Source organism: aff. Roholtiella sp. LEGE 12411 (genome assembly GCF_015206995.1).
Lineage (GTDB): Bacteria > Cyanobacteriota > Cyanobacteriia > Cyanobacteriales > Nostocaceae > Komarekiella.
Window position 1 is genome coordinate 1 of the sequence record NZ_JADEXR010000093.1, and the last position, 23,643, is coordinate 23,643.

The 23,643-nt window shown below is 39.8% G+C and carries 15 protein-coding genes, 1 tRNA gene and 1 pseudogene; 9 read left to right on the forward strand and 8 right to left on the reverse strand.

From position 1 onward, the window contains the following. Positions 1-401: 401 nt before the first annotated feature. From IQ246_RS19150 to IQ246_RS19160, 3 genes are all read left to right on the forward strand, one after another. Positions 402-2,669, forward strand: coding sequence for a GAF domain-containing protein (locus IQ246_RS19150; protein ID WP_194004928.1), 2,268 nt, complete (start codon positions 402-404; stop codon positions 2,667-2,669). Between the two features lie 72 nt (positions 2,670-2,741). Continuing rightward, a tRNA-Lys gene (locus IQ246_RS19155) sits at positions 2,742-2,813 on the forward strand. Positions 2,814-3,368: 555 nt separating this feature from the next. Further along, the gene (locus tag IQ246_RS19160; RefSeq protein WP_194004929.1) at positions 3,369-4,487 is read left to right on the forward strand and encodes an acyltransferase; all 1,119 of its coding nucleotides are present in this window, start codon (positions 3,369-3,371) and stop codon (positions 4,485-4,487) included. A gap of 188 nt (positions 4,488-4,675) precedes the next feature. Here the strand turns inward: IQ246_RS19160 and IQ246_RS19165 are convergent, their stop codons facing one another. After that, entirely contained in the window at positions 4,676-6,820 is a 2,145-nt protein-coding gene (locus IQ246_RS19165) for a caspase family protein (protein ID WP_194004930.1), read from the reverse strand. A gap of 82 nt (positions 6,821-6,902) precedes the next feature. Further along, a complete protein-coding gene (sat, locus tag IQ246_RS19170; RefSeq protein ID WP_194004931.1) occupies positions 6,903-8,081 on the reverse strand; it encodes a sulfate adenylyltransferase in 1,179 nt (392 codons plus the stop codon). Positions 8,082-8,754: 673 nt separating this feature from the next. Here sat and IQ246_RS30495 point away from each other — a divergent pair. The 4 genes from IQ246_RS30495 to IQ246_RS19190 all read left to right on the forward strand — a co-directional run bounded on the left by IQ246_RS30495 (position 8,755) and on the right by IQ246_RS19190 (position 12,518). Next, positions 8,755-9,648 carry an AraC family transcriptional regulator gene (locus IQ246_RS30495; RefSeq protein ID WP_194004932.1) on the forward strand — a complete coding sequence of 298 codons (894 nt, stop codon included), beginning with the start codon at positions 8,755-8,757 and terminating at the stop codon, positions 9,646-9,648. A 136-nt stretch (positions 9,649-9,784) separates the two neighbouring features. Continuing rightward, positions 9,785-11,176, forward strand: a complete 1,392-nt coding sequence (locus IQ246_RS19180; RefSeq protein ID WP_194004933.1) for a cytochrome P450 — start codon at positions 9,785-9,787, stop codon at positions 11,174-11,176. A 675-nt stretch (positions 11,177-11,851) separates the two neighbouring features. Continuing rightward, positions 11,852-12,334, forward strand: coding sequence for an NUDIX domain-containing protein (locus tag IQ246_RS19185; RefSeq protein WP_194004934.1), 483 nt, complete (start codon positions 11,852-11,854; stop codon positions 12,332-12,334). A gap of 31 nt (positions 12,335-12,365) precedes the next feature. Beyond that, positions 12,366-12,518, forward strand: coding sequence for a hypothetical protein (locus IQ246_RS19190; RefSeq protein ID WP_194004935.1), 153 nt, complete (start codon positions 12,366-12,368; stop codon positions 12,516-12,518). Positions 12,519-12,560: 42 nt separating this feature from the next. On the opposite strand, the gene IQ246_RS19195 is transcribed toward IQ246_RS19190, so the two are convergent. From IQ246_RS19195 to IQ246_RS19205, 3 genes and pseudogenes are all read right to left on the reverse strand, one after another. After that, positions 12,561-14,180: a tyrosinase family protein gene (locus IQ246_RS19195; RefSeq protein WP_194004936.1), complete on the reverse strand. Its 1,620-nt coding sequence runs from the start codon at positions 14,178-14,180 to the stop codon at positions 12,561-12,563. 354 nt (positions 14,181-14,534) lie between these two features. Beyond that, positions 14,535-14,906: pseudogene (locus IQ246_RS19200) on the reverse strand (response regulator); the annotation flags it as partial. 85 nt (positions 14,907-14,991) lie between these two features. After that, positions 14,992-15,690: a rhomboid family intramembrane serine protease gene (locus IQ246_RS19205; protein WP_194004938.1), complete on the reverse strand. Its 699-nt coding sequence runs from the start codon at positions 15,688-15,690 to the stop codon at positions 14,992-14,994. A 181-nt stretch (positions 15,691-15,871) separates the two neighbouring features. Here IQ246_RS19205 and IQ246_RS19210 point away from each other — a divergent pair, with 181 nt between their 5' ends. After that, positions 15,872-17,989, forward strand: coding sequence for a serine/threonine-protein kinase (locus tag IQ246_RS19210; RefSeq protein WP_194004939.1), 2,118 nt, complete (start codon positions 15,872-15,874; stop codon positions 17,987-17,989). A 103-nt stretch (positions 17,990-18,092) separates the two neighbouring features. Here IQ246_RS19210 and IQ246_RS19215 read toward each other — a convergent pair whose 3' ends face one another. Then, positions 18,093-19,880, reverse strand: coding sequence for a serine/threonine-protein kinase (locus IQ246_RS19215; protein WP_194004940.1), 1,788 nt, complete (start codon positions 19,878-19,880; stop codon positions 18,093-18,095). Between the two features lie 528 nt (positions 19,881-20,408). Here IQ246_RS19215 and IQ246_RS19220 point away from each other — a divergent pair. After that, positions 20,409-20,642, forward strand: coding sequence for a Nif11-like leader peptide family natural product precursor (locus IQ246_RS19220; protein WP_194004941.1), 234 nt, complete (start codon positions 20,409-20,411; stop codon positions 20,640-20,642). A gap of 201 nt (positions 20,643-20,843) precedes the next feature. Here IQ246_RS19220 and IQ246_RS19225 read toward each other — a convergent pair whose 3' ends face one another. Both IQ246_RS19225 and IQ246_RS19230 read right to left on the reverse strand, forming a co-directional pair. Beyond that, positions 20,844-21,836, reverse strand: a complete 993-nt coding sequence (locus IQ246_RS19225) for a hypothetical protein (protein WP_194004942.1) — start codon at positions 21,834-21,836, stop codon at positions 20,844-20,846. Positions 21,837-22,637: 801 nt separating this feature from the next. Beyond that, on the reverse strand, positions 22,638-23,384 hold the full coding sequence (locus IQ246_RS19230; protein ID WP_194004943.1) for a hypothetical protein: 747 nt from the start codon (positions 23,382-23,384) through the stop codon (positions 22,638-22,640). Positions 23,385-23,643 lie beyond the last annotated feature (259 nt).

Genomic DNA, 23,643 nt, shown 5'->3' on the forward strand with positions numbered 1-23,643 from the left:
GGGGATAGGGCATGGGGGATGGGGCATGGGGGATAGCAAGAGTTTTCTTCTGGAGCGAGACTGGAGAGTGTTTTTGGCAAGTATATTAAAAATTATGATATTTTTTGAATGTAACGATAGATTACATCTAGATATATGCAAGAATCTGGAAACATTATTAACAAAAAATTTTCAGTAACTTTGCGCTAACCTGCAAATGTATTTTCGCCTTCAAACAGCAGGATTTGTTAAGCTGACTCCTTTTAGCTTTCCTAGATTTCTGATAAGAAGTAGAGAAAGATCCAAATTTCGATGAGCAACGGCTGACAATTTTTTGCTTCAGGCGCTAAGGAGCCTTTTCTATAAGCATAACTATAAGAGAGCGCCTAGAAGAGTCAGTAATACCAGACAGGGACTCTCGCATGACTATAAATCCAGCTGAATCAACTATAGAGTTGACACAACAATCATCTCCTCAGATTCTTTTCGGCACAGAAGTAAATAACAAAACTAGTAGTGAGCAGTTTCTACTGAGCATGTACGATTCTGTGCAGGCATCCATATTTGTAGTGGATGTTCTGGAGGATGGGGATTTTCGGTATGTGGCACTCAATCCCACTCATGAGCGGTGGTTGGGCATTCGCTCAGAGGAGCTTCGAGGTAAGAAACCAGAGGATATTCTTTCTCCAGTGGATGCTGCTAGGGTGCGTCAGCATTATGTTGACTGTGTGCGCTTTGGCAAAACCATTTCCTACGAACAATGCTTGCAATTCCAAGGCATTCCCACTTGGTGGAGTACGACTCTGACCCCACTACGGGATGCTAACTCCAGGATTTACCGACTGATTGGCACTAGTAGTAATATCACTCCAGCTAAGCAAGCAGAACAAGCAGGAGGACTTCAAGCTGAGCGAGATCAAATACTAGAAGCGATCGCCGGGCAAATCCACCAATCTGTAGATCTAGATACAGTCTTCCATGATACAACAAAGAAAGTGCGGGAGTTTATAAAGAGCGATCGCGTACTAATTTACCGCCTGGAGTCTGATGAGAGTGGGGTGATTATTGGTGAATCAACGGTGGTTGCTACTGGTTCACTGTTGGGAAAAAACATCGCCGATCCCTGCTTGAGTGGCAAATATCGAGAACACTATGGTAGAGGCTGCATTCAAGTTGTCGAGGATATCTATGCAGCAGGACTGCATCCTTGCCAAAGAGATTTACTCGCTTCTTTACAGGTAAGAGCTAATCTAGTCGTGCCGATTTTCTTAGAGCAAAATCTCTGGGGGCTGTTGATTGCCCAGCATTGCCATGAAACACATCAATGGCAGCAAATAGAAATTGACTTGCTCAAGCAGCTAGCAACCCAAATCGGTATTGCTGTTCATCAAGCAGAACTTCATCAGCAAATTAAGGATTTCAAAGCAGAGTTGGCATTGCACAAGCAGAAGCACATAGCTCAGTTGCAACAGGTGCAAAACTTTGAAACCCTAGTGCGACGCATGACAGAACAAATCCGCGACAGTCTGGCTCAAAGTCAGGTGCTGCAAACAGTCACTCAGGAATTAGCACAGTTACTGAACCTTGACAGTTGTCAAATCGAACTCTATGACACATACCACACACTAGTAACTGTTGCTTACGAATACACCACTACATTACCTCAGTGCCAGGGATCGACCCGACAGATTGCAGACTCACCTGAAGTGTATCAACCGCTGTTGCAAAAACAACCCTTGCAATTTTTGGAAATTGTTCCTGGATGGCAACCAAAGTTACTTGTGAGCGCACAGATGGCTTGTCCCATTTTTGATACTCAAGGGATTTTAGGAAATATTTGGCTGATAAGACCAACACAAGAGGCGTTTGAGGAATTTGAAATTGGACTAGTGCAACAGGTAGCAAGTGAATGTGCGATCGCAATTCGTCAAGCTCAGCTTTACGAAAAAAACCAGGCACAGGTGAGAGAATTAGAAAAACGCGATCGTCTCAAAAACGAATTTCTTAGAACCCTGTCCCAAGAACTGCGGACACCAATAACTAGCATTAGTCTGGCAGCCCAAACGCTCGAAAGTGTCCTCACACCCGAAGAAATATCAGATATAGAGATAGTTCCACAACTTTTGCAGATTCTGCACAATGAGTGCGGGCGAGAAAGCAAGTTAATTAATGATCTACTCACGCTCACATATCTAGAAGCCGAACCCGAACCCCCAACTTTGATCGCCATTGACTTACAAAGCTGGCTTCATCCTATAATCGAGTCTTTTCGCGACCTGACAATCTGCCAGCGACAGCAGTTAAACTTGACTGTTGAAACTGCACTCCCGCTTTTAGAGACAGATATCACCGACCTAGAGCGAATCGTTAGCGAACTTTTAAATCATGCCTGTAAATATACGCCAGCAGGCGAATCAATCACTGTGTCTGCTTACCAAACAGCGGAAGCGGTAGAGCTTAGCATCAGCAATTCTGGAGTAGAGATTACTAGCGATGAACTGTCACGAATTTTCGAGCCATTCTATCACCTCTCTAAAAATGATCCCTGGAAATATAGTGGTACTGGACTAGAACTAGCATTAGTCCAGAAAATGGTCAGACATTTAGGCGGCACAATTTCTATACAGAGTACAGCAGGTCAAACTACCTTCACCGTTAAACTCCCTAGAGCAATTCCACCATCTATTTGAGTGGTTTACAGCTGATTATTTCGCTCAATACTAGCAAATATGCCAGAAGTTTGCTATAATTAGTTTTGGTGTGGGTGACTAGCTCAACGGTAGAGCAGTAGACTCTTAATCTATTGGTTGCGGGTTCAAATCCCTCGTCACCCACTTTTTAAATACTTTCAAAGCTTCTAGATTAATAATTGAGTGGTTTTTAGGTTTATAGTCACATCTGCATAAACACTGTTTAAGCTTATACACCTCTACTACTAATTACACATTGCGATTGTTGGCATCCGCCTCATAATAGTTTTTGTAACGCTGAGTATATATAATAATCCGATTTAATTCGTGAACTTACTCGTAGAGACAGGGAATAGGCAACAGGAAAAAAGGGAGTTACAGGTGTACGCAGTTTTTTCAAAAATAAAATAGGAATCCTATAGTATACTGATGAATTGTAAATAAAAACCCCCAACCTTATTTATGAGATTGAATAAGGAAAGCCCTCCTTTTCTTCATAACTAAAGTTGGTACTGCACAATTAAATTGTTGTTGAGGGAAGCGAATACAGCGCTTCATTTTACTCATTACTGTTTTGGTGGCTGTGAATTAGTGGTTGCTAATTTGCAGCACAATTTAGTCAATACTCATTGATAAAAATCTAACTATGAAAACTAGTTAAGATTTACCATTTGTCAAGCAATTAACTTTAGTAAAATAATGCGAAATCAATTAGATTTAGTAAATACTAAAAAAAGCATAACAAGAGATATTCGATTTGATATTTTAAAAACTATAGGTATATTTTCCATTATTCTTGCCCACACCATTCCTCACAATATCCTGTTTCATTTGAGAAATTTTGATGTTCCACTGATGGTTATTGTCTCTGGGGCACTTTTTTCTTATTCTAATAACAATAAAAATTACTCTTTTTTTACTTATTTGCAAAAAAGAATCCCTCGTTTAATTGCTCCTGTTTGGTTCTTTTTGAGCTTCTTATTTATTTCAAGTTATGTCATTTTTTACTTGCTAGGAAAAGACTTTCCTTTTTCTATACAAGAACATATTCTCGGGAGTTTTTTGCTACTAGAAGGAATTGGTTATGTATGGATAATTCGTGTATTTATTATTGTGGCTATTATATCCACTCTGGTTCTGAATATATACAGAAATTGCAGAAGCAATAATCATTTTTTTGCCGTATTGATAGGTAGTTATACCTGCTATGAATTGGCATTGCAATTACTTGCAAATATTAAAATAGAAAATAACTTTTTGCTTAGTTTGATCCAAAATTACCTAATGTTCATTATTCCGTATGGATGCTTATTTGGTTTGGGTATAGTTTTGCCAAGAATGAAGCGAAAATCAATATTAGTTGTTTCAGGGATTTTCTTCATAGCTTTTTTACTAATAACTGGCTATTCTTACTACACACAAGGAGTAATTTTATTAGCGCAAGACTTTAAATATCCACCAAGGTTTTACTATCTATCCTATGGGATTTTTATGTCAATGCTTGCCTTTATGATAGTAGATATATTCACCCAAAATCATGTATTCTCTCAGCAAAATTCGGTGATAAAATTGATCACTTTCATAAGTGCATCTACTTTGTGGATATACTTATGGCATATTTGTTTCCTGTTGATGAAACAGTTGATTGAGCAAATTAAGCCAAACTTTTTTAAGAGTTATATGATATCTTTTTTGATAATTACCTTTTTATCAGTTTTAACAACTTACATTCAGAAGGCAAGTATATCTAAAGTAATACAAAGAACCAAATTTGGTAACAAGAATTCAGAGATTCTTTCTACATTATTTTTGAAATAAAACGTGAAACATATTTTTTGTAGAGACGTTGCAATCAACATCTCTACAAAATTTAAAAGTATCGTGATTAACGTGAAATGGGATAATCGAGTGCTGGGTACTGGGAAAAGTTTTTTAAAATTTGGTGGTGGGTAAAAGCCCCCACCATAATTTTTCGATTTTACACCCAGTCCCTTTTACTTCTATATTTACACCACCTGAAAACCAAAGCTGAGACTAGCCCAATTATTCACATCCAACATATATGAGTCAGCAGCTATACTATTAATTTCAGCTTTGACTACACTGGCGTTATGCAAGTCTTGTAATAGGGCTTGTGCGACTTCTAAGGGATTCAATAATGCGCTAATTAGCTGTTGGTCAGCTGTGGGATACTTAGTAGTGTCTAAGGCGGTGAGGGTTGCGCTCAAGGGAGCAGTACTGAAGATTAGTTGCTGTTCACAAAAGAAGGCTGGCCCAGGAATCACCCATTGAGAGACAGCAGCAGTAGTTTGGGGTAAGGTGAGAGTTTCACCAGGGGCGATAACCAGTTGTGTGAGGAGGGGTTTGGTTTCTGGACTGTTTGGTTCTTGGGGGGGTTTCCAAGGGTAGAAGGCCACTGCTGTGCGATTATTCTTTAATCCCAGCAAGATTAAATATACTGGGCGATCGCCTAGATTTTGCACTCGATACTGCATTCGACTACCAATAGGAACTGTAGGAATGCTAAGTGATTTGCTGGTGGATTTTTCAGACTTGAGAGTTCCCGATGTTTGCCGTTGCATAATCACCCCAGGCGATATACTGTTAATGATTTCTAAGGTTGCCTTGACTGCTAAACGGGAAGAACCTTCATTTTCTGTGAGTCGCCACAACTTAGCTGCTAGTAAGGTCTGAAATTTCGGCGCTAACCGCTGCACTGCCACTTTCACTGCTTCCCCGACTTCTCCAGCAGTGTTAAGAATTAGCTCACCACCAAGGGAAAATAGACCATAGCGGCTGGGTGTTTGCTCTAGCTTACCAAGCACATAGTCAGCTGGTTGTTCCCCTGCAAGGACACTAGACACGCGAGGAATCGCAGCAAAGGCGCTTGTAGCATCTACCCGCTCGATTCTTTCTAGTTCAGTGTGCAGAGCAACTGTTAAATCAATATTCCGAGGTAAAACCCGGACTGCTTCTTGAACAAGTTGCCCGACTTGTAGGGGAGTTGTAGTACTATCAATGCTGGAGATTTGGGCTTTTGCTGTTAACCCAGTACGCGATCGCAATATTAACTGTTCTCCCGTTAAGAGTGTCAGTCGGGAGTTAACTCCATAGTGTTCCAGCACTTGGGGAGGTAGTCCTGCTAACCACAGATGAACTATTTTGCCATCTTCTTCTATTGCTGTCACCGCTCCCTGAGCACCAACGGTAATTTCTGGGAGGAAATTCTCAGTCACTAAGGCTCTTTTGAGATTTTTCTTTCCATCAACTAATGCTGGCTGCTGTTTGCTACCCAATTTGTATAGAGAACTTTCCACATGAGAGAGAATAACTTGAATTGTTGTGGCTGGGGTGGATTCCCACAAGTATTGTGTTAAAGCGTAAGTAAATAACCCAGCACTAAAACCAGAAAATAGTACCTCTGTGGCCAACTGTTTTGGGTTTGAGGTAGCAGATAGGACTAGAGTGCTAGGACTGGAGTGCTCAGTGCTGAGTGAAGGTTTAGTTTTGAGTTGTTTAAGAAAGTCCAGTTCTGCTGCTGCTAGCTGTGCTTCTACTGGTTCCTGACGAGCGCGATGCAATCTTGCTGCTTGGGCTATGCTGGGAGCGTAATAGCTAGTATCTAATACTGCTGTTACTCGGTTTGTGGGGAGCGATCGCAACAATAGTAATACAGTTTCTTCTAATAAATAATTGACTATTTTCCCGTCTTGTGAGTTTTTATCCTCACTAGCTGGCACAAGAGCATTTTGCACTGTGTCCAGTAATGTTCCCAAATTTACACGAGTGCCGTAGCCACTAAAGTGAAATACGACCACATCACCAGGTCTAGCTTGCTTACCCAGGTGATCCAGAAAAGCCGTCTCAATAAATTCTCGGCTAGCTTGTTCCTCGGTTAAAGTCAGGATATCTGAGGCGAGGAAACCAAAACGGTGAATCAAAAGTTCTTTTTGCAGTTCCACATCAGTCAGACAACCACTCAGGGCTTGATGTGGATATTGGTTAATACCTATTAATAATGCCAACTTACGTGGACTGGGTTGTGCCAAAGCTCGGTAGTAGCGATTTCCCAAAGTCAACCACTCAGCTTCAGTTACCCCCAATACCGCGAGTATTGAGCCAATCCTGTGTAAAAACGTCCGCCGTTTCATAATTAGCTATCAGTCCTCAGCCCATCAGCTAGCAGCTTAATGGGCTGAACTCTGTAGTGTAAAGTATTGTTTACAATCTGTCCTAAGCCGATACTTGTATACGCATGGCTCGTGCCAACTCAGCCGCCACTTCCGGACGAGAAAATTCTGGTGGCGGTAACTCACCCCGACGCAGCATTTCCCGGACTTTTGTTCCCGACAAGTGAACGCGCTCCTCTGGTCTGCTGGGACTAGTTTTAGTCGTTGCCATCTGCTTGGTGCGTGTACAGTAGAAAGCATGTTCAAATTTCATTGGCACAATGCCCAATTCACCAGGTGCAAACTCTTCAAAGATGTACTGAGCATCGTAAGTACCGTAATAATCGCCGACGCCAGCATGATCCCGTCCGACAATAAAGTGAGTACAGCCGTAGTTTTTGCGAACTAAAGCATGGAATATTGCCTCACGAGGGCCAGCATAACGCATTGCCGCTGGATTAATTGCCAAAATTACCCTGTCTTGGGGGTAATAGTATTCCAGCAAAATTTCATAGCAACGCATCCGCACATCAGCTGCAATATCGTCTTCTTTGGTCGCCCCTACTAACGGGTGTAAAAATAGACCATCCACAGTTTCTAAAGCGCATTTTTGAATATATTCGTGAGCGCGGTGGATGGGGTTGCGAGTTTGGAAGCCAACGATAGTTTTCCAACCCTTATCTTTAAACATTTGCCGCGAAGCAGCTGGATCGATTTGGTAGGTGGGAAACTGGGAATGGGCGTCGCGTTGCAATAGCCAAATATCTCCTGCAAGGTTGACGGAACCTTGGTTATAGAGTACATGGACACCAGGATGTTTGGCATCGTCAGTGCGATAGACATTTATTGCTTCGCGGGCTTTGTCGTAGTGATATTTTTGCGTGAGTTGCAAAACCCCGATAAAATCACCACTGGAGTTATCCAGACGAATCAAGCCACCTTCCTTCAAAGGAGAAGCTACTTCTTCTGTCACCGAAAGTGTAATCGGTATTGACCACACAAGACCGTTTGCTAACCGCATTTGCATGACTACGCGATCGTAGTCTTCCTGGTTCATAAAACCCGTTAGTGGGCTAAAACCACCGATCGCAATCATTTCTACATCAGAAACAGCTCGCTCATCAAGTTGTACTCGCGGCAAAAAGTCGGCTTTTGAGAGAAATTCTGCCCTTTGCTCTGGTGTGGCAATCCGGTTAACTAACTCTCTACTGTGGGGGGTAATGGCATCTGGATGGTGACTCAACGTAATCCCCTCTTTGCGTGAACTGCTATTGTTTCAAACTATGTACTAACTTATCAAAATGCTGGTACGAGAAGAAAAAGAGTTTGGGAAAATGAGTTCGAGACATAGGTAATTGGGGATTGGGGATTGGGCATTGGGGATTGGGGATTGGGCATTGGGCATTGGGCATTGGGGATTGGGCATTGGGGATTGGGGATTGGGCATTGGGCATTGGGGGACAAGATGAATCAATAATCTATAGGATTCCTATTTGATTTTTGAAAAAACTGCGTACACCTTTAACTCCCTTCTTTCCCATTCCCTATCCCCTATCCCCCATTCGGTGTCTCTACAAGTCAGTTCACGAATCAAATCGGATTACTATATATCCAATCTCTTTCAATGAGGCATGTTTCCATTTGTTGCAGATATCCAGCCACATACTGACTCTATACTCCCTATCTATAATCTACAAATTATCAGTCGAGTTCTATAGCGGTTCCCGCATGGGTAAGGTACAAAAAAATAATTAATCACAGGGCATGGAATTGCCGTACTTCTACCCGTTTACCTCATTCAAATGAGAATCGCTATAGTCTTGACAAATGACAAATCACGACTCTAATGAGTAAATATGCAATTAAAATGCATAATAGCTTCATTTAATAATTAAAAATATTTAGCGTGAGTGGTAATGCAAACACAGCAGACTTTTAGAATTAATGCCGCCCAACCAGATAACTTAAAACCATTTCTTCCCAAACCTCTAATTATCTCTACCCCAGTGGCTGGTTGGAATGGTTTTTATTTTGCTTATCATCGCCAATCTAACTACAAACTCCCTGAGACATCTCCTTTTCAGCACATTGTTACTATTTACAGTAAAGAGTTTCAAGCAAAACTAAAAATCAACGGACACTGGCAAAATAAATCCTATGCAGCAACTGATGTGGGAATTTTCCCGGCTCATCAAATTTCTCCAGCAGTACAATTTGAGCATGACTTAGGGTTTATTCACATCGGTATTGAACCGGCAATGATTACTCGTGTTGCCTACGAATTAGTTGATACTGATGCAATTGAAATTGTACAACAGTTGCAAACCCACGATCCACTGATTCAACAAATTGGGCTGACACTAAAGCAAGAAATAGAGACTAATGGATTTGATAGTTATCTCTATTTAGAATCAGCAGCAAATATGTTGACGGTGCATTTGTTAAAACGCTATTCGACACATAAATTCATTATTAGAGAATATAATGGTGGATTACCAAAGTATAAACTAAAAGAAGCGATCGCCTATATTAACGATAACTTAGATCAAAATTTATCACTTGCGGAAATTGCTGCGATCGTTCAAATGAGTCCGCATTATTTTGCTAGCTTATTTAAACAATCAACAGGAATTGCACCTCACCAGTATGTTACTAAATGCCGAATTGAGAGAGCAAAGTATTTACTAGCACAAGAATTATCAGTTATACAAGTTTCCCAATTAGTAGGATTTCAAAGTCAAAGTCATTTTGCTAAGGTTTTTCGCAAATATATCGGCGTCACTCCTCAAGCATTTAAGAAGGCACTTTAAATTTTTCGGAAGATTGCGCCATTTTTCGGAAGATTGCGCGAGACAAGATTATTTGATCAGCTTTAAATTAGAGAATATTCCCGACTTTTTAGAGAAGTCGGGAATTTTAACCTTTCAATTTTCATAGTCTAAGAAAATGTCACAACTAAAACCAGCAGAGGAAATGCCCGGTAGCTTTGGGCTACCCATTTTAGGCGAAACTATTAGATTGTTTGCTACCCAAGGATGGGGACTAGCCAAAAACTACGAGCGCTATGGGCCTGTTTTCAAAACTAGCATTTTAGGAACTAAACATGCAGTTTTGGTAGGGACAGAAGCAAATAAACTAATATTACAAGAAAAAGCCGACCATGTATCTTCTTACTTAGGATGGAAACCGGCTATGGAGCATATTTTTGGTCGTCCCATGATGCTTCAGGATGAGGAAGAACATCGCCGCACCCGTCGATTAATGGCTCCGGCGTTTCACGGGAAAGCTATTGCTAATTACTTTGATATTATGCAAACTGAAGTTAACAACTGCCTAGAAAGCTGGGCGAAACAGAGTATAATTGCCATTAAAAATGAATTGAATCAGCTAGCATTACGAATTGGGATTCGTCTATTATTGGGTGTTCAGCTACAAAGTGAAATTGAGCAAGTTGAACAGTTGTATAACGATTTGATGCAGGGAGCATTAACATTATTGCGCTTAGATTTGCCATTCACAAAATATAATCGCTCCCAAAAAGCTCGTCGTAAACTTAAAGATTTCTTACAAAATATTATTAGCTATCGTCAAATTCAAGGCAACTTAAAGGAGTCGTGTGACGTATTAGGATTGTTTATTGCAGCAGTGGATGAAGAAGGCAATGCTTTAGCTCAATCACAAATTATAGACGAACTGATACACTTGCTAAATGCAGCACATTTTACTACTGCCACATCCCTAACATGGGCAATGGTTGAATTAGCAAGATGTTCGCAATGGCGCGATAAACTCCGTCAAGAACTAACACAAGTTGTAGGAAAAGAACCTCTGAACCTGGGACACCTAAAGCAACTTAACCAAATGACTTACTTTTTAAAAGAAATAGAACGCCTCTATAATCCTGCCGGTGTGATACTATTGCGGGGAGTTGTCAAAGAAATTGAATATGCGGGCTATTGCATTCCTCCTGGTTGGGTAGTTATTATTGCTCAAGGATTAACGCATCGCTTAAGCGAAATTTATACCAATCCAGAAAGTTTTGATCCAGAACGCTTTGCGCCTCCCCGCGAAGAAGATAAAAAAGACCCCTTTGCTTTAATTGGTTTTGGCGGTGGCGAACATATATGCATTGGGATGGAGTTTGCCAAAATGGAGATGAAGATTTTTTTAGCAACGTTGCTGCAACGATATGATTGGAACGTGACACCAGAATATAAGACTATCAACTACCAGCAACCGCCATTTCAAGTAGAGAAAAAATTACAAGCGCAACTAAAAACTAACTTTTGTCTTTTTCCAGAGAATAAAAAACATAATTCAATATCAAATATACTCTGAGTTCGTAGTGAGGTTTTAGCCTTCAGAATGTAGAGTTTTAAGAGCTAAACTCCAGTTTGTATATAGTAATCCGATTTGATTCGTGAACTGACTCGTAGAGACACCGAATGGAGAATGTGGGGCCCCCTCTGGGGAACTCGGGGCCCCCTTTGGGGATTAGGGGCGAAGAGGCAATGGCGAATGGGGCATGGAGAAGAAGTAATAAAGATGTACTGAATTTTTTTCAGAAATCAAATATGATTCCTATGATCGATTCATAAAAAAATCCGTTGTGAATGAGAGTTAGTAAGCTATTACGCAAATAAACTTGCATATTATGAGCGTTTAGGCTGTCAAAAGTCACGCATTTCAGAGTCCATAATTACTATTGAACGCCAGTTCACTCAACGGGGGAACCCCCGCACGTGACTGGCTCCTCTGGACAACCCTCATAAGTCAATATGCAAACTTTCAGGTGTTTTAGCTTAGTACATTTAAAACTTTACACTGAGCGATAAATGGCTCACTACGAACATTTTCCTCGGTGCTCATAACTATGCCAAATATCCTTAACTGTCTTAACTGTCTTCTAGCTTTTTTAATTAGCTGTTTAACTGTCTTATTTGTCCTTGCATTTTCAGTGTATAGAGAGCGATGATAATGACGTAATCTTAACTGAATTTTCTAATCAGAAAAATGCCTATTAAAACCAGCAATAAAAAAATAATCGCTTATGTAACCAATCAAGATAAATTGTTAGTATTTACGCATACTAACTTTCCCTCGTTTGGAGTGCAAGTACCTGCTGGTATTCTTAACAAGAACGAGCATTTATCTGATGCTGTAGTCAGGGTAATTTATAATAAATCTGGTCTTAAAGGGACTAGTATTATTAAGCTTTTAGGTACTTATGAATATAAGATACCATCCGAACAAACTGAACCTGAATACTATTATTTTTATTATATCAAAGTGACTGAACCTACACTATGTAGTTGGCGATATTATGAAATGCCCTCTACAAGTGCAGATGACCCTGTATCCTTAGATTTTTATTGGATTAAGTTGGATGGATCTAATTTAGGTCTAACTTATGGTCAAGATAATAAGCTACTTCATCTCACTCGCAATGTTAAGAAAAGTAGTAAGATTGTTCAATCAGCTGATATATTTTTTTAAATGAAAAACTCCACGCACAAGGGGATGGGGCATGGGGCATGGGGCACCTGTACTCAAAGAGGCGGGGCGACTATCCCTCTACAGACACCTGGAGATGGAGTTTTCCGGCGCTTTCAATAAAATTGAGCTATGTTTATGTTTCCAAAATCTCAATATTTCAGAGATTTATAACGCACTATTTTAGCCTTGCTACGCTATTATTTAGTTCAACAAAAGCTAAACTTACTTACAGTTTACGAAGTGAAATCTTCTCGATCAAAACTTCCTCTCGCTGCTCACCATTTTTTGGTAAAAAAGTCACTTTTAAATCTTGTTGTGGTTGTTGTTCGCGTATGTCTACCTGGTCAGTTAGTTGGTCGGTAATGTCAAACAGAAGAGTTTTTGTCACCCTTTCTTTGCTGGGTAATTCAAAGAAACTGATAGTACCAGCGTAATAAATATCTTTGTCAGCAGCCGCCTCTGTATTGGGCAGGTTTACATAAACATCATAAGTGCCTCTTGGCTTTCCTTGAAAAGATACTTCAACTTCCAGCACATAGCCGTTCTCTTGATTAGCCAGCAAAGAGCGATCGCCTCCACGAGTAGTAGATAATGGAACAACTACTGTTGTCGGTTCATCGGTTAATTGGGCTTTAACTTCCTTGGTAACAAGAATTTCTTGCAAACGTGCTCTTGGTTGTTGAATGTTTGTAAGCGATCGCGGACGCACTAGGAGCTGATCGTATTTATCATAGGTGTAGTTTAGATTATAAACTGCCTTGACGACTTCTTCAGGAGTTTTGTATTCAACTAACTCCCCTTTTCCATCAAAAAAGGCATAGGGGAATTTTACTGCTGCTAGCTCTTGAGGTGTCACCTGAGAACTAGAACCCTTTGCAAGTGTCCAAGATTGCCAGTAACGGTCAATACTAGCGTGATGTAGCCAAAAGATTGGGTCAAATCCAGCAGTTGGAACATCTCCCATCAGCCCCACACCTTCATCATAGGGGGAAGGGCCCTGCCAGATAGGATTAAATTTGTCTTTGGGAAAACTACCACCTATGTAGCCATGCATGACATTGTGAGGTGATTGTTCAATCTGGCTATTAAACACGCTATAAAGAATATTTTGGTATGCCGTCCGTTTACCATCAATTAAACCTTGTTGTGTTGATGGCTCAATTGGTTGACCTGCATTGAGGCTTGCAAGCCTCAATTCTTCGTACAAACCGTTGGTTGTTTGGTCAGTAGGAAGTCTAAATGCTTCTGGCATTAATTTGTATTTTGCAGACTTACTGCTGGTGTAATCCCAATAGGGAATGGCAAAATTTGGATTATCGGAAAGGTTGCGAACAACTTGCTCAAAGTGATAAAGGTAGAGTCGATGCCAGGGTAAAAAGTGAATTCCAGTACCGGCTTCATGGGGACACTTTTGCCAATAATCTAATAATTTTTTTATCTGTGCTTGGGTTTTTGGATCTAAAGATGATGCATTGGTATAAATTGGACACAGAGAATTTTGTTCAGTCAAATCCACAGGAGAGGGAACTCCGTGAATTGCACCTTGGTAATACCAGCTAACGGGGTCTGTGCAACCCGATTCTCGGATTTTTTTAAGTGCGATTTTTAGAGACTGAAGATCTTTTTGTCCACTTCGAGAATAAACATCTTTGCGAACATACTTGGTTCGAGATGACTTAATTAATTGGGTTGACTGAGTTAACTCAGTTACCTGGGTAGATTGGGCATAAGCATTGCTTGGCGGCAGTATTCCCACAGTAGCAAATAATGCCAAAATTAAAGCGAGAATAAACTTTTTCATAACTTTCACAAACATTTGATCTGCAAATAAAATTACAGAGATCATCTAAGATGTCTCTATCTGATGGCTTGGCTGTTTAACTGAAATTTAGATTTGAAAGTGCGATCGCTTGGAGGTGGCGAAACTTCCGCACTTGATTGCCAGGGGTTGAAGGTAGAATGTACGGGTACTGATTCCTTCTTCAGTTACTAATTAAACCAGTTAGGCGGAAACTATTTATGTTTACTCCAAAAATCTTTAGAGTATTCTTAACAAATATTTAGATAATAAGTGATAAACCGTAGTATTTTCACTAAATATGTGGAGGAGTGGGCATTACAATGCTCACCCTACAAGCAAGGAACTTCGTATACCTTCATTAATGACGGTCTTAGCCAGTGAATGTGCAACTTGCACGCATCAACTTGGTTCCATCAAACTAGCGATCGCCTTTACTAATACATCTGGATCTACTGGTTTGGGAATATGCATTTGAAATCCCGCTGCTAGTGCTTGCTGCTGGTTAATTTCTCCTGCATAAGCTGTTAGAGCAATCGCGGGTACTTGTCCTCCGTGTTGAGGCGATCGCTTTCTGACTTCCCGCATGAGCATATAGCCATCTGTACGTGGCATTCCAATATCACTAATTAAAACATCTGGTATCGATTCAGACAGTGCTTCTAATGCCTCTTGTGCTGACGCCACGGCGGTTACTTCTACACCGTAGTCTTGCAGAATGAAGGACACTAAGTCTCGAATATCCGGTTCATCGTCTACCACTAAAATTTGCATGTTTAAAAAGAGTGGGGGGTCATTGTTAATGACGAAGTAGATACACGGAATTTGATGGCTTTGACGTTGGAGCAGAGTGGTGCGATCATCTCTTCAATCGCATAAAAGCTGCACCAATTAATAATCCCATAACTTGCGTCCAGTGAAACATACTACTTTGATTCACACCAACAGGGGGGATATTTAAACTGCCGATGCCATAAAACATCTGTTGTAAAAACCACCAAAATATATATAAGAAGGCAGGTAGTTCGATAGGGATATACACAATTATTAACGGCAAAATCGTATCAATTTTAGCTTTAGGAAACTTCATGACGTATGCGCCTAATACAGATGCGATCGCGCCATTCGCTCCAATCAATGGTACTGGCAAACTCGGTTCAGTGATAATTTGTACTATCCCCGTCAACATACCAGCAATCAGATAAAATCCTAAATATCTCCCATGTCCGAGAATATTTTCTACAGTCTTGCCAAAAACCCACAAAAAGAGCATATTTCCCAATATTTGGCTAAAACTACCGTGTATAAACATCGCAAAAAGTAGCGAAAACGAACGCCCAATTACAACTATCCAAGCGGCAGGATTAAAAAAGATAGCATTTGTAATTGCACTACTAATCTGATCTGGAATTATACCCCAACTGTTGACAAAATAGCCTAACTCACCACTTAGTTCTAGTTTGAGTTCCCATAAAAAGATGACAATATTAATGCCAATCAGCCAGTAATTAATAATTGGCTTACTACGACTACGAATGTTATCACTAATAGGAATCATGGATTAGTCAAGGGTCAAGGGTCAAGAGTCAAGAGTCCAAGAGTCAAGAGTCAAGAGTCATTAGTTATTCTTCCTCTGCCCCTCTGCTTCCCCTGCTCCTCCAATCCCCCACTTTCTCCACTCTCCTCAACCTGTGGCAAGATCAAAATCAGATCGCATCGCACTAAACTAAGCAAACGAGATGCTGGGAAACACACTTGTTGGAAGATACCAAATTATTAGTCACTTGGGAGGTGGGGGTTTTGGTGAAACTTTTGTTGCTTATGATACTCAATTGCCTGGATCACCTGAATGTGTTGTCAAGAAACTTAAGCCTCAAGCAAATGATCCAGTAACTTTAGAAACAGCTAGGCGTTTATTTGATACAGAAGCTCAGGTTCTGTATAGATTAGGTACTCACGATCGCATTCCCCAACTTTTAGCCTACTTTGAGGAAAATGCGGAATTCTATCTTGTACAGGATTTCATCGAAGGTCATGATTTAAGTAAAGAATTAATTCCAGGGAAAAGCCTAGACTTAGAGGAAGTAATTTCATTTTTACAAGAAATTTTAGCAATCTTAGAATTTGTCCATCAACAAAACGTAATTCACCGCGATGTCAATCCACGAAATATTCTCAGACGCCAGCCAGATGGTAAATTGATTTTAATTGATTTTGGTGCAGTTAAACAAATTACTACTCAGGTAATTACTCCCCAAGGACAAACCAAATCTACCGTTGCTATAGGCACTCCTGGATATATTCCTGGAGAGCAAGCTCAAGGTTCGCCAAAATTTAGCAGTGATATCTACGCTGTGGGGATAATTGCTATTCAAGCTCTTACTGGATTATATCCTGATGAAATAGCAAAAGATCCTGAGACTAATGAATTTATTTGGCATCATCAAACCACAGTCACGCCAGAATTTGCTGAATTTTTAGATAAGATGGTGTGCTACGATTTTCGCCAACGCTACCCTTCAGCAACAGTGGCTTTACAAGCGCTGAAAGAGTTAAGACAGCCATCCCCAGCAACAATAGCGTTGACTCCTGTTTCTGCACCGAAAAATATCAAAAGTTATCAACTGAAAAAAGGTAGATTAGCAAAGTTTTTATTGGCGATACTTTTAATTGGTATCAGCGGAGTCGCCTCAATATTTATTTTTAATCATATCAATTCAAATAATGCCACAACATTATATAAACAAGGAAATACGCTTTTTGATTTGCAACGCTATCAAGACGCGCTAACAGTGTATGAAAAAGCAGTTAATGTCAGACCAGATTATGCCCAAGGATGGAATGGTCAAGGGAAAACACTTTATAAATTAAAACAATACAAAGAGGCATTAGCGGGATATGATAAAGCAATTCAAATTCAGCCTGATTATTTAGATGCTTGGATAGGGCGAGGCTATGTATTGGGTATGTTACGGCGATATCAAGAAGCGATCGCCTCTTTTGATATAGCAATACAACTTAAAGATGATAACCCGGAAGTTTGGAACGCTAAAGGGGAAGCTTTAAGTAATTTAAACCAATATGACGAAGCAATTAAATCTTATGAGCAAGCGATTGAGTTGAATTCAGATGATTACGAAGCTTGGTACAAAAAAGGATTGGCTTTGCAAAATTCTAAACGATATAAAGATGCGATCGCTGCTTATGAAAAAGTTGTTGAATTAAAACCAGAATATGAACAAGGCTGGTATAACTTGGGAAATGCCCTAGTCAATTTACAGCGTTATCAAGATGCTTTTACAGCTTATGATAAAGCAGTACAATATAAATCAAATTTTTATCAAGCTTGGCAATCAAGGGGTAATATTCTATTAAATTTACAACGCTATCCAGAAGCAATTGAATCTTTTAACCAAGTAATTAAATACAATCCTAGTAACTATCAAGCATGGTATAATTTGGGTTGGTCGCTGCATCAAAGCCAACGCTATCAACAAGCAGTGGAATCTTATAATATAGCAGCAAAAATTAAACGAAACGACTATCAACTTTGGTATAACTTGGGAAATTCGCAATATAATTTACAGGAATACGAAGATGCGATCGCATCTTATAATAGAGCAGTTCGTTATAAATCAGACCATTACGAAAGCTGGTATAGTAGAGGCAATGCTTTATTTAATTTGAACCGATATCAAGATGCGATCGCATCTTATAACCAAGCAATTAAATACAAGCCTGATTACCAACAAGCAATAGACGCTCGCAATAAAGCTCAAAGTCAACAACAAGCCGATAAATCACAGCCTGTAGTCGTACCAATTGCACCCAATCCTAATACTACCAATCCACCATAATTACCATCGTAGAGACGTTGCATTGCAACGTCTCTACAATGCAACGTCTCTACAATGCAACGTCTCTACAATGCAACGTCTCTACAATGCAACGTCTCTATTACTACCGGACATTTACTTCTTGCAGGTTATTTCCTACCTGAAGTTGTTCCATCCTATTAGCTAAATTGTTAGAAACTAGGGAATTTTTTATTTGTGTAGAAGCAATAGTTCTTAATCCTCCCTTTTGACTCTTAGCTAACAGGCGTTGTTTTTGAGTATACTCATTTAGTTTGACTTGAGCTTGAGCATAAACTGGAGTATCTTTAGGAATCTTCCTTAAAAATTGCACAGCACCATTAAAGTCACCAATAGATGCTTGTTTATAGGCTTTATGCAAAAAGTATGTTGCTCTAATTTGCCGTTTTTCATGATACTCAGCCAGCTTTTTTTGAACTAAAGCGCCAGCAGAACTTTCTTGGGGAATTTGACGCAGATATGTTAATGCAGTGGAAAAATCTCTTACCTGCGCTCTCTGGTAAGCTTTTGCTAATAAGTCTTGTGTCTGAGCTTCAATGTTGGCGTGTGCTTGCTGCACTAATTTATCTGTTTTAGATTGCCAATATAAAATATCTGGAACTTTAGGAGCAACACTAAGTACATCTGACCATCTACCTTCATTTGAGGCTTTTTCAGTTAATTGGTATTGTTGTGCTGCGAGTTGCCATTCCTGTTGCCATTCTTCGATTGTGGCTTGAGCTTCTGGATAAACATTACTTCCAGAATGTATTGATTTTACCAGTGCGATCGCCTCTTGTAAATCCCCCGATTGATATTCTTCTGTAGCTTTATATAAAGTTTCTGTTTCTGAATATGCTGGTGAACTATTAACTAAAGAATATACACTAAAACCCATTAACAAAGAATTAGCCGCTAGTCCGACTTTCATTCCTGTTAATAGCGGAGATGTTTTTCCAGATGCAGGATATTGGTGAGAATTATCATCCTCAACGGCCAGTTCTAAGGAAACTTCATATTGTGTTTCGACAATTTGTTGTGACTGAGTTTCCCATTCCAAATGCTTGAGTACCCGTAGTACTTCAGCCGCAGACTGGAAGCGATTTTGCCAATCGTAGCGGATCATTTGGCTAAGAATAGCAGCTAGATAATCGTTAATTGGCGTGTTTTGAGAACGCCAGATAATCTCATTAGTATAAGGATCTATTTTTAATTGCAGCGGTTCTATGCCTGTTATAGCCTGGATAGCAATCATGCCTAAAGCATAAATATCACTATTAGGCTGTGTTTGACCAATAAATTGCTCTGGTGATATGTAACCTAATGAAGAAACAGGTATTTTATAAATGGGTAATTCTGCATCAACACCAAAATCAATTGGCTGGATTGAGCCAAAATCAATTAGCACTAACTTCCCATCACAAGCACGTCTGACCAAGTTATCTGGTTTAATATCGCAATGGATAACGCCTTGAGAATGAACAAACTCTAAAATACTTAAAACATCTTTTAAAAATTTGATAACTTCGCTCTCATCCCACAAACTCCCACACTCTTGTTGGATAGGAAGTTCCGCAGTCAACGCATGTCCTTTAATACACTCTTGCACTACGTAAAATAGCTCATGTTCTTCAAAACAGGCGATGAATTCGGGAATTTGGTGATGATCTCCCAAACGCTTGAGGGTTTCAGTTTCAGTAAGAAACCGTAATCTCAAAGTATCTAAATAGCTAGAATGAGAACTACTAACCTTGAGTTGTTTAACAACACATTTTGGGTTTTCTGGATCATCTATGTTTATAGCAATATATGTTTGTCCAAATACTCCTGCACCTAGGTTTTGAACAATTTGATAACGCCCTTGTAATACTTTACCGATCATGTGGTGGTTCATGAGCTGGTTACTTAGTTAGCCTTTATATTAGATTTTCTAGCATTACTCCGTGTTTCCGGAATGTCTTAGAAACAACAACACTGGAGCATTGACTTATAAAATGCGAACTTAGTTTCTTAAGTAGGACTTACGCACACTCTACGAATTCTCGGCGTTCTTTCAATTTCTTTTTTCTGGCGATCGCCTACACCGCATTCTCCAGCAATGGCGTTCTGCCCACCATAGGCGAGCACATTCTTGATTGCCTTGGGAACTTATTTGGTTCAAACGTACTATAAATTTCCTGCTCAAGTTTTCGGTGGGTGCGCTTATATTTGATGTACATCAATTGCCGTAAAGGTTTGGAGTTTAGCACCGGGAACTAGCCTAAACATATATTTTTTTGTCAAAATCAATACATTTTCCTCCTTGATTTTAAGATTGAGATGTATGGCCCTAGTTAAAAGCTCCTCTAGTGGATTTGGTAAAAACCACAGGAGTCAAATTACGACATTCAAATCTATTGTTTAAAACAGGAGATGGACTGTCATGACACAGCAAAATGCTGCCCAACTTTTTAAAGCCGTAAAACAAGACCAAGCATTAAAGGAAAGACTCAGAGCCACAGATGATCCAGAAGCTTTCGTCAGAATTGCTAAAGATCGTGGTTATGAATTTACTGTCGAAGAACTGCAAACTGAGATCAGTAAATTGTCTGAAGAGGATTTGGCAAGTATTCTCAATCCAGGGTGGGCACCTAGACGCCACATTCATCCCAGGTAATTTTTAAACTCACAGAGCAAGTGGCGCGCGATTTCTAATCGCCAGGATATATGAAAACGAACTTTTCAAACATCCTCTATTGGAAAAAAGGTTAGGGAAAAAGGATTAAATTTTCCTCTGACCCTAGACCTTTTCTTTTCTCAAACTATTGCAAAAGTAGTTTTCGCAGAAAGATTTAATACAATGGCATCCTAATGACTGTTATTCATTAGCGATCGTAAAGCCTTCATAATCAACGACTCCAGTCGAAGCATTTGGTAAATTGACTGTAGCAAGTAAGGTGGCGGTTGCAAAACCAGCACCGTTGGTTCCGGTTGTACTACCTAAAGTTAGACCTGATGCATTTAGTTCGTCTTGGAAACCCGTGATCTCATAAAGACGTCCAGTTTCTTCCCAAGCGAATAGTCTTTGAGTAGATCCAGTCACATTAGAAAATGCAAGTCCTGAATCTGAGTTGACACTCAGAGGTTGACCTGAGGAATTTCTGAGGTTAATTGGCGCAGATAGCTGACCAGTCAGCAAATCGACTTTGTAAAGCTGTGCTCCATCTCCATCAGCAGTGCTTAAATCACTAGCAAAAGCGCGAGTTCTACCAGGAGTGAGATTATCGATAGCTAGTCCATCGGCAAATTTACCAGTATTGGTAGGTTGAGTTCCTAGTCTTTCTGGAGTAGTAGGTGTGTTGTCTACGATGCTAATAGCTGGATTAGTTAGGGTAATTTTGTAAAGAGAGCTTCCTACTGGAACCCCATTACTAGCACTTCTATTCCCTGCAATGGTGTAGTGAACAATTGGTTGACTAGCTACTGAAAAGTCGCGTCCAAAGTCAGCACCCGATTCAAACCCAAAACGACGTAAGTCAGAAGGTGTACGCACTACTGGCACATTGACTGGAGCAAAGGGCTGATCGACATTATTAACAATAAAAACAGTTGGATCAATAGGTGTTGTGGAACCAGTGACCCGTGTTTCGTTAATTGCAGTTACCCTTCCAGTAGTGGGGTTAGTTCCCAAACCTTCTAAATCTGCGGTAGTGACAGTACCTGCGATAGTGACTGTACCTACTGGTCCCGTTGGAGTAATTGGCGTAGTTGTAGGCGCATTAGGGATCAGAAAGCGGTAAACATCAAGTTGCTTTCCATTACTAGCGTTTTGATCTCTATCTTCTCCAATGGTGTAACCGAAGAGTGCCATGAGAAACTGCTCCTAATTTAAATGGGGTAAACTTCTGGAGTATTCCAAATATGCAAATGCCTTATAAATGGAAGTCTAGATAACAGTTGCTACAACGAGGGAAATCATCGCAACATACTGCTTCAGCCATACAACTAAAGTCTTAAGAGCAGTCTGTGCCATCGTACTTTACTATATATAGCCGTGAATTCTATTTATTAAGCATGTTTGCAAAACTGGGGTACTACTAAAATTTCGAGCGTTAAGAGGATGTTGGAAAAGTATTAGGCGAATATAACTTGCTACTACAAAAACTAAGTCTGCCTACGCGGGTTAATGGAGAATCAAGAATTTTTAATCCACGTTTCCATAGCGTTCCCTAGGAAGGTGGGTTTTGTCTAATGTAGCCGCGACTTCTAGTCGCCAAGGCAAGTAATAAATTAGACTTTTTCAACAACCTCTTAACTTTAGTAAAGGTTTTTAGGCACAAAAAAATTACTTACACACCAGACCTATATAATATGTGATAATTACTTTTAAGCGAACTTTCGAGACGCTAAAAGAATAGAGAATTCACAAATTACTTCGGATTGACACAGTAATTTTAGACCTCTATCAACGCCTTCTAAAAGCAAATGTTTAGAAGAGTTATAGTGGACTGCTTCACCTAGAAATAGTCTATTTGACTACGATTAAAAACAAGTTTGCCATTGGTTAAGGTTTGCGGAGTCTCTGGTTAAGATTTCGTGAAGGGCCTCAGTAATTTAGAATTATTGTATTCTCACGGTAATACAGTAAAATACAACCAATTCTATGCAATGATTACGCTGAGTGAAGACTTTTCCTGCCTTTATATCGTCGAGCTAAAGTTAGTCCTAAGCTTGCAGAAATTAACAACGCAGTAATGTTTGAAGATTCGGGAATTGCTTGATTTGGCTGTGCCAATGAGGTTACATTAACTTTTAGGGCAAAGGCATCAATGCCATTGCGAAAAGCTCCTAAATCACCCCTTGTGAGTCCGACATCAAATTGTCCATTGAGTTGAGTTGCCGTACTACCAGCATTAATTTGGGGTAGATAACTAGTTTGAAATACTAAATCGCCATCATCAAACCAGCTTCCTTGGGCTGAGTTATAAGTAACAGGAGCAGGGAAATCTATTCCATTATTGATTCCAGCAAAAAAGTTACCCAGATCGAATCTCCATTCATTGACCGCTTGTCCTCTTAGTGTAGTTCCTGGACGAATAAACCCGGAATTAGATCCTGTAGTCAGAAAAAAGTTTAAATCATAGCTATTTGAGTCAACTTGTTGAAGTTGAGTACTTAACGTTAGGTTGGGAAATAAAGAAAAATTAGAATCAACAGAAGTGGTTGTTTGCCCAAAGATTAAGCCTGAAGCTTCGTGACTAGCTACTGTGCCGATTGGTGAGGTAATCAGAAAAGCTGCGTCAAACTCATCTTCTAAAACTAAATCTTGCTTGTTTGCTTGAGCCACTTCATTAGTCAGCAGAATTACACTCAAGGAAAAATAGGCAGCTGCCAAAGTTCTACGATTCAAGATCAGCATAAAGTTCCTTAGGAAGAATTGAAGTAGATATCAATTTTGTTGAATGCTCAGTCATTCTCAACTAACCAAATTTGCTGAGCATCATGTAAAGTATAAATTATTATTTGAATAAATCCGAAGTATTATTTTTTTGGGTTCTACCGATCCCCTTATGAAAAAAAAGTATTTTAAACGAGAAAAAAGAGCTAATAACAAACAAGAATATAGCGCTACAAGCTAAGTCTGACAAAGGTTAATGACTTTTAAAATTTTTTGAAGA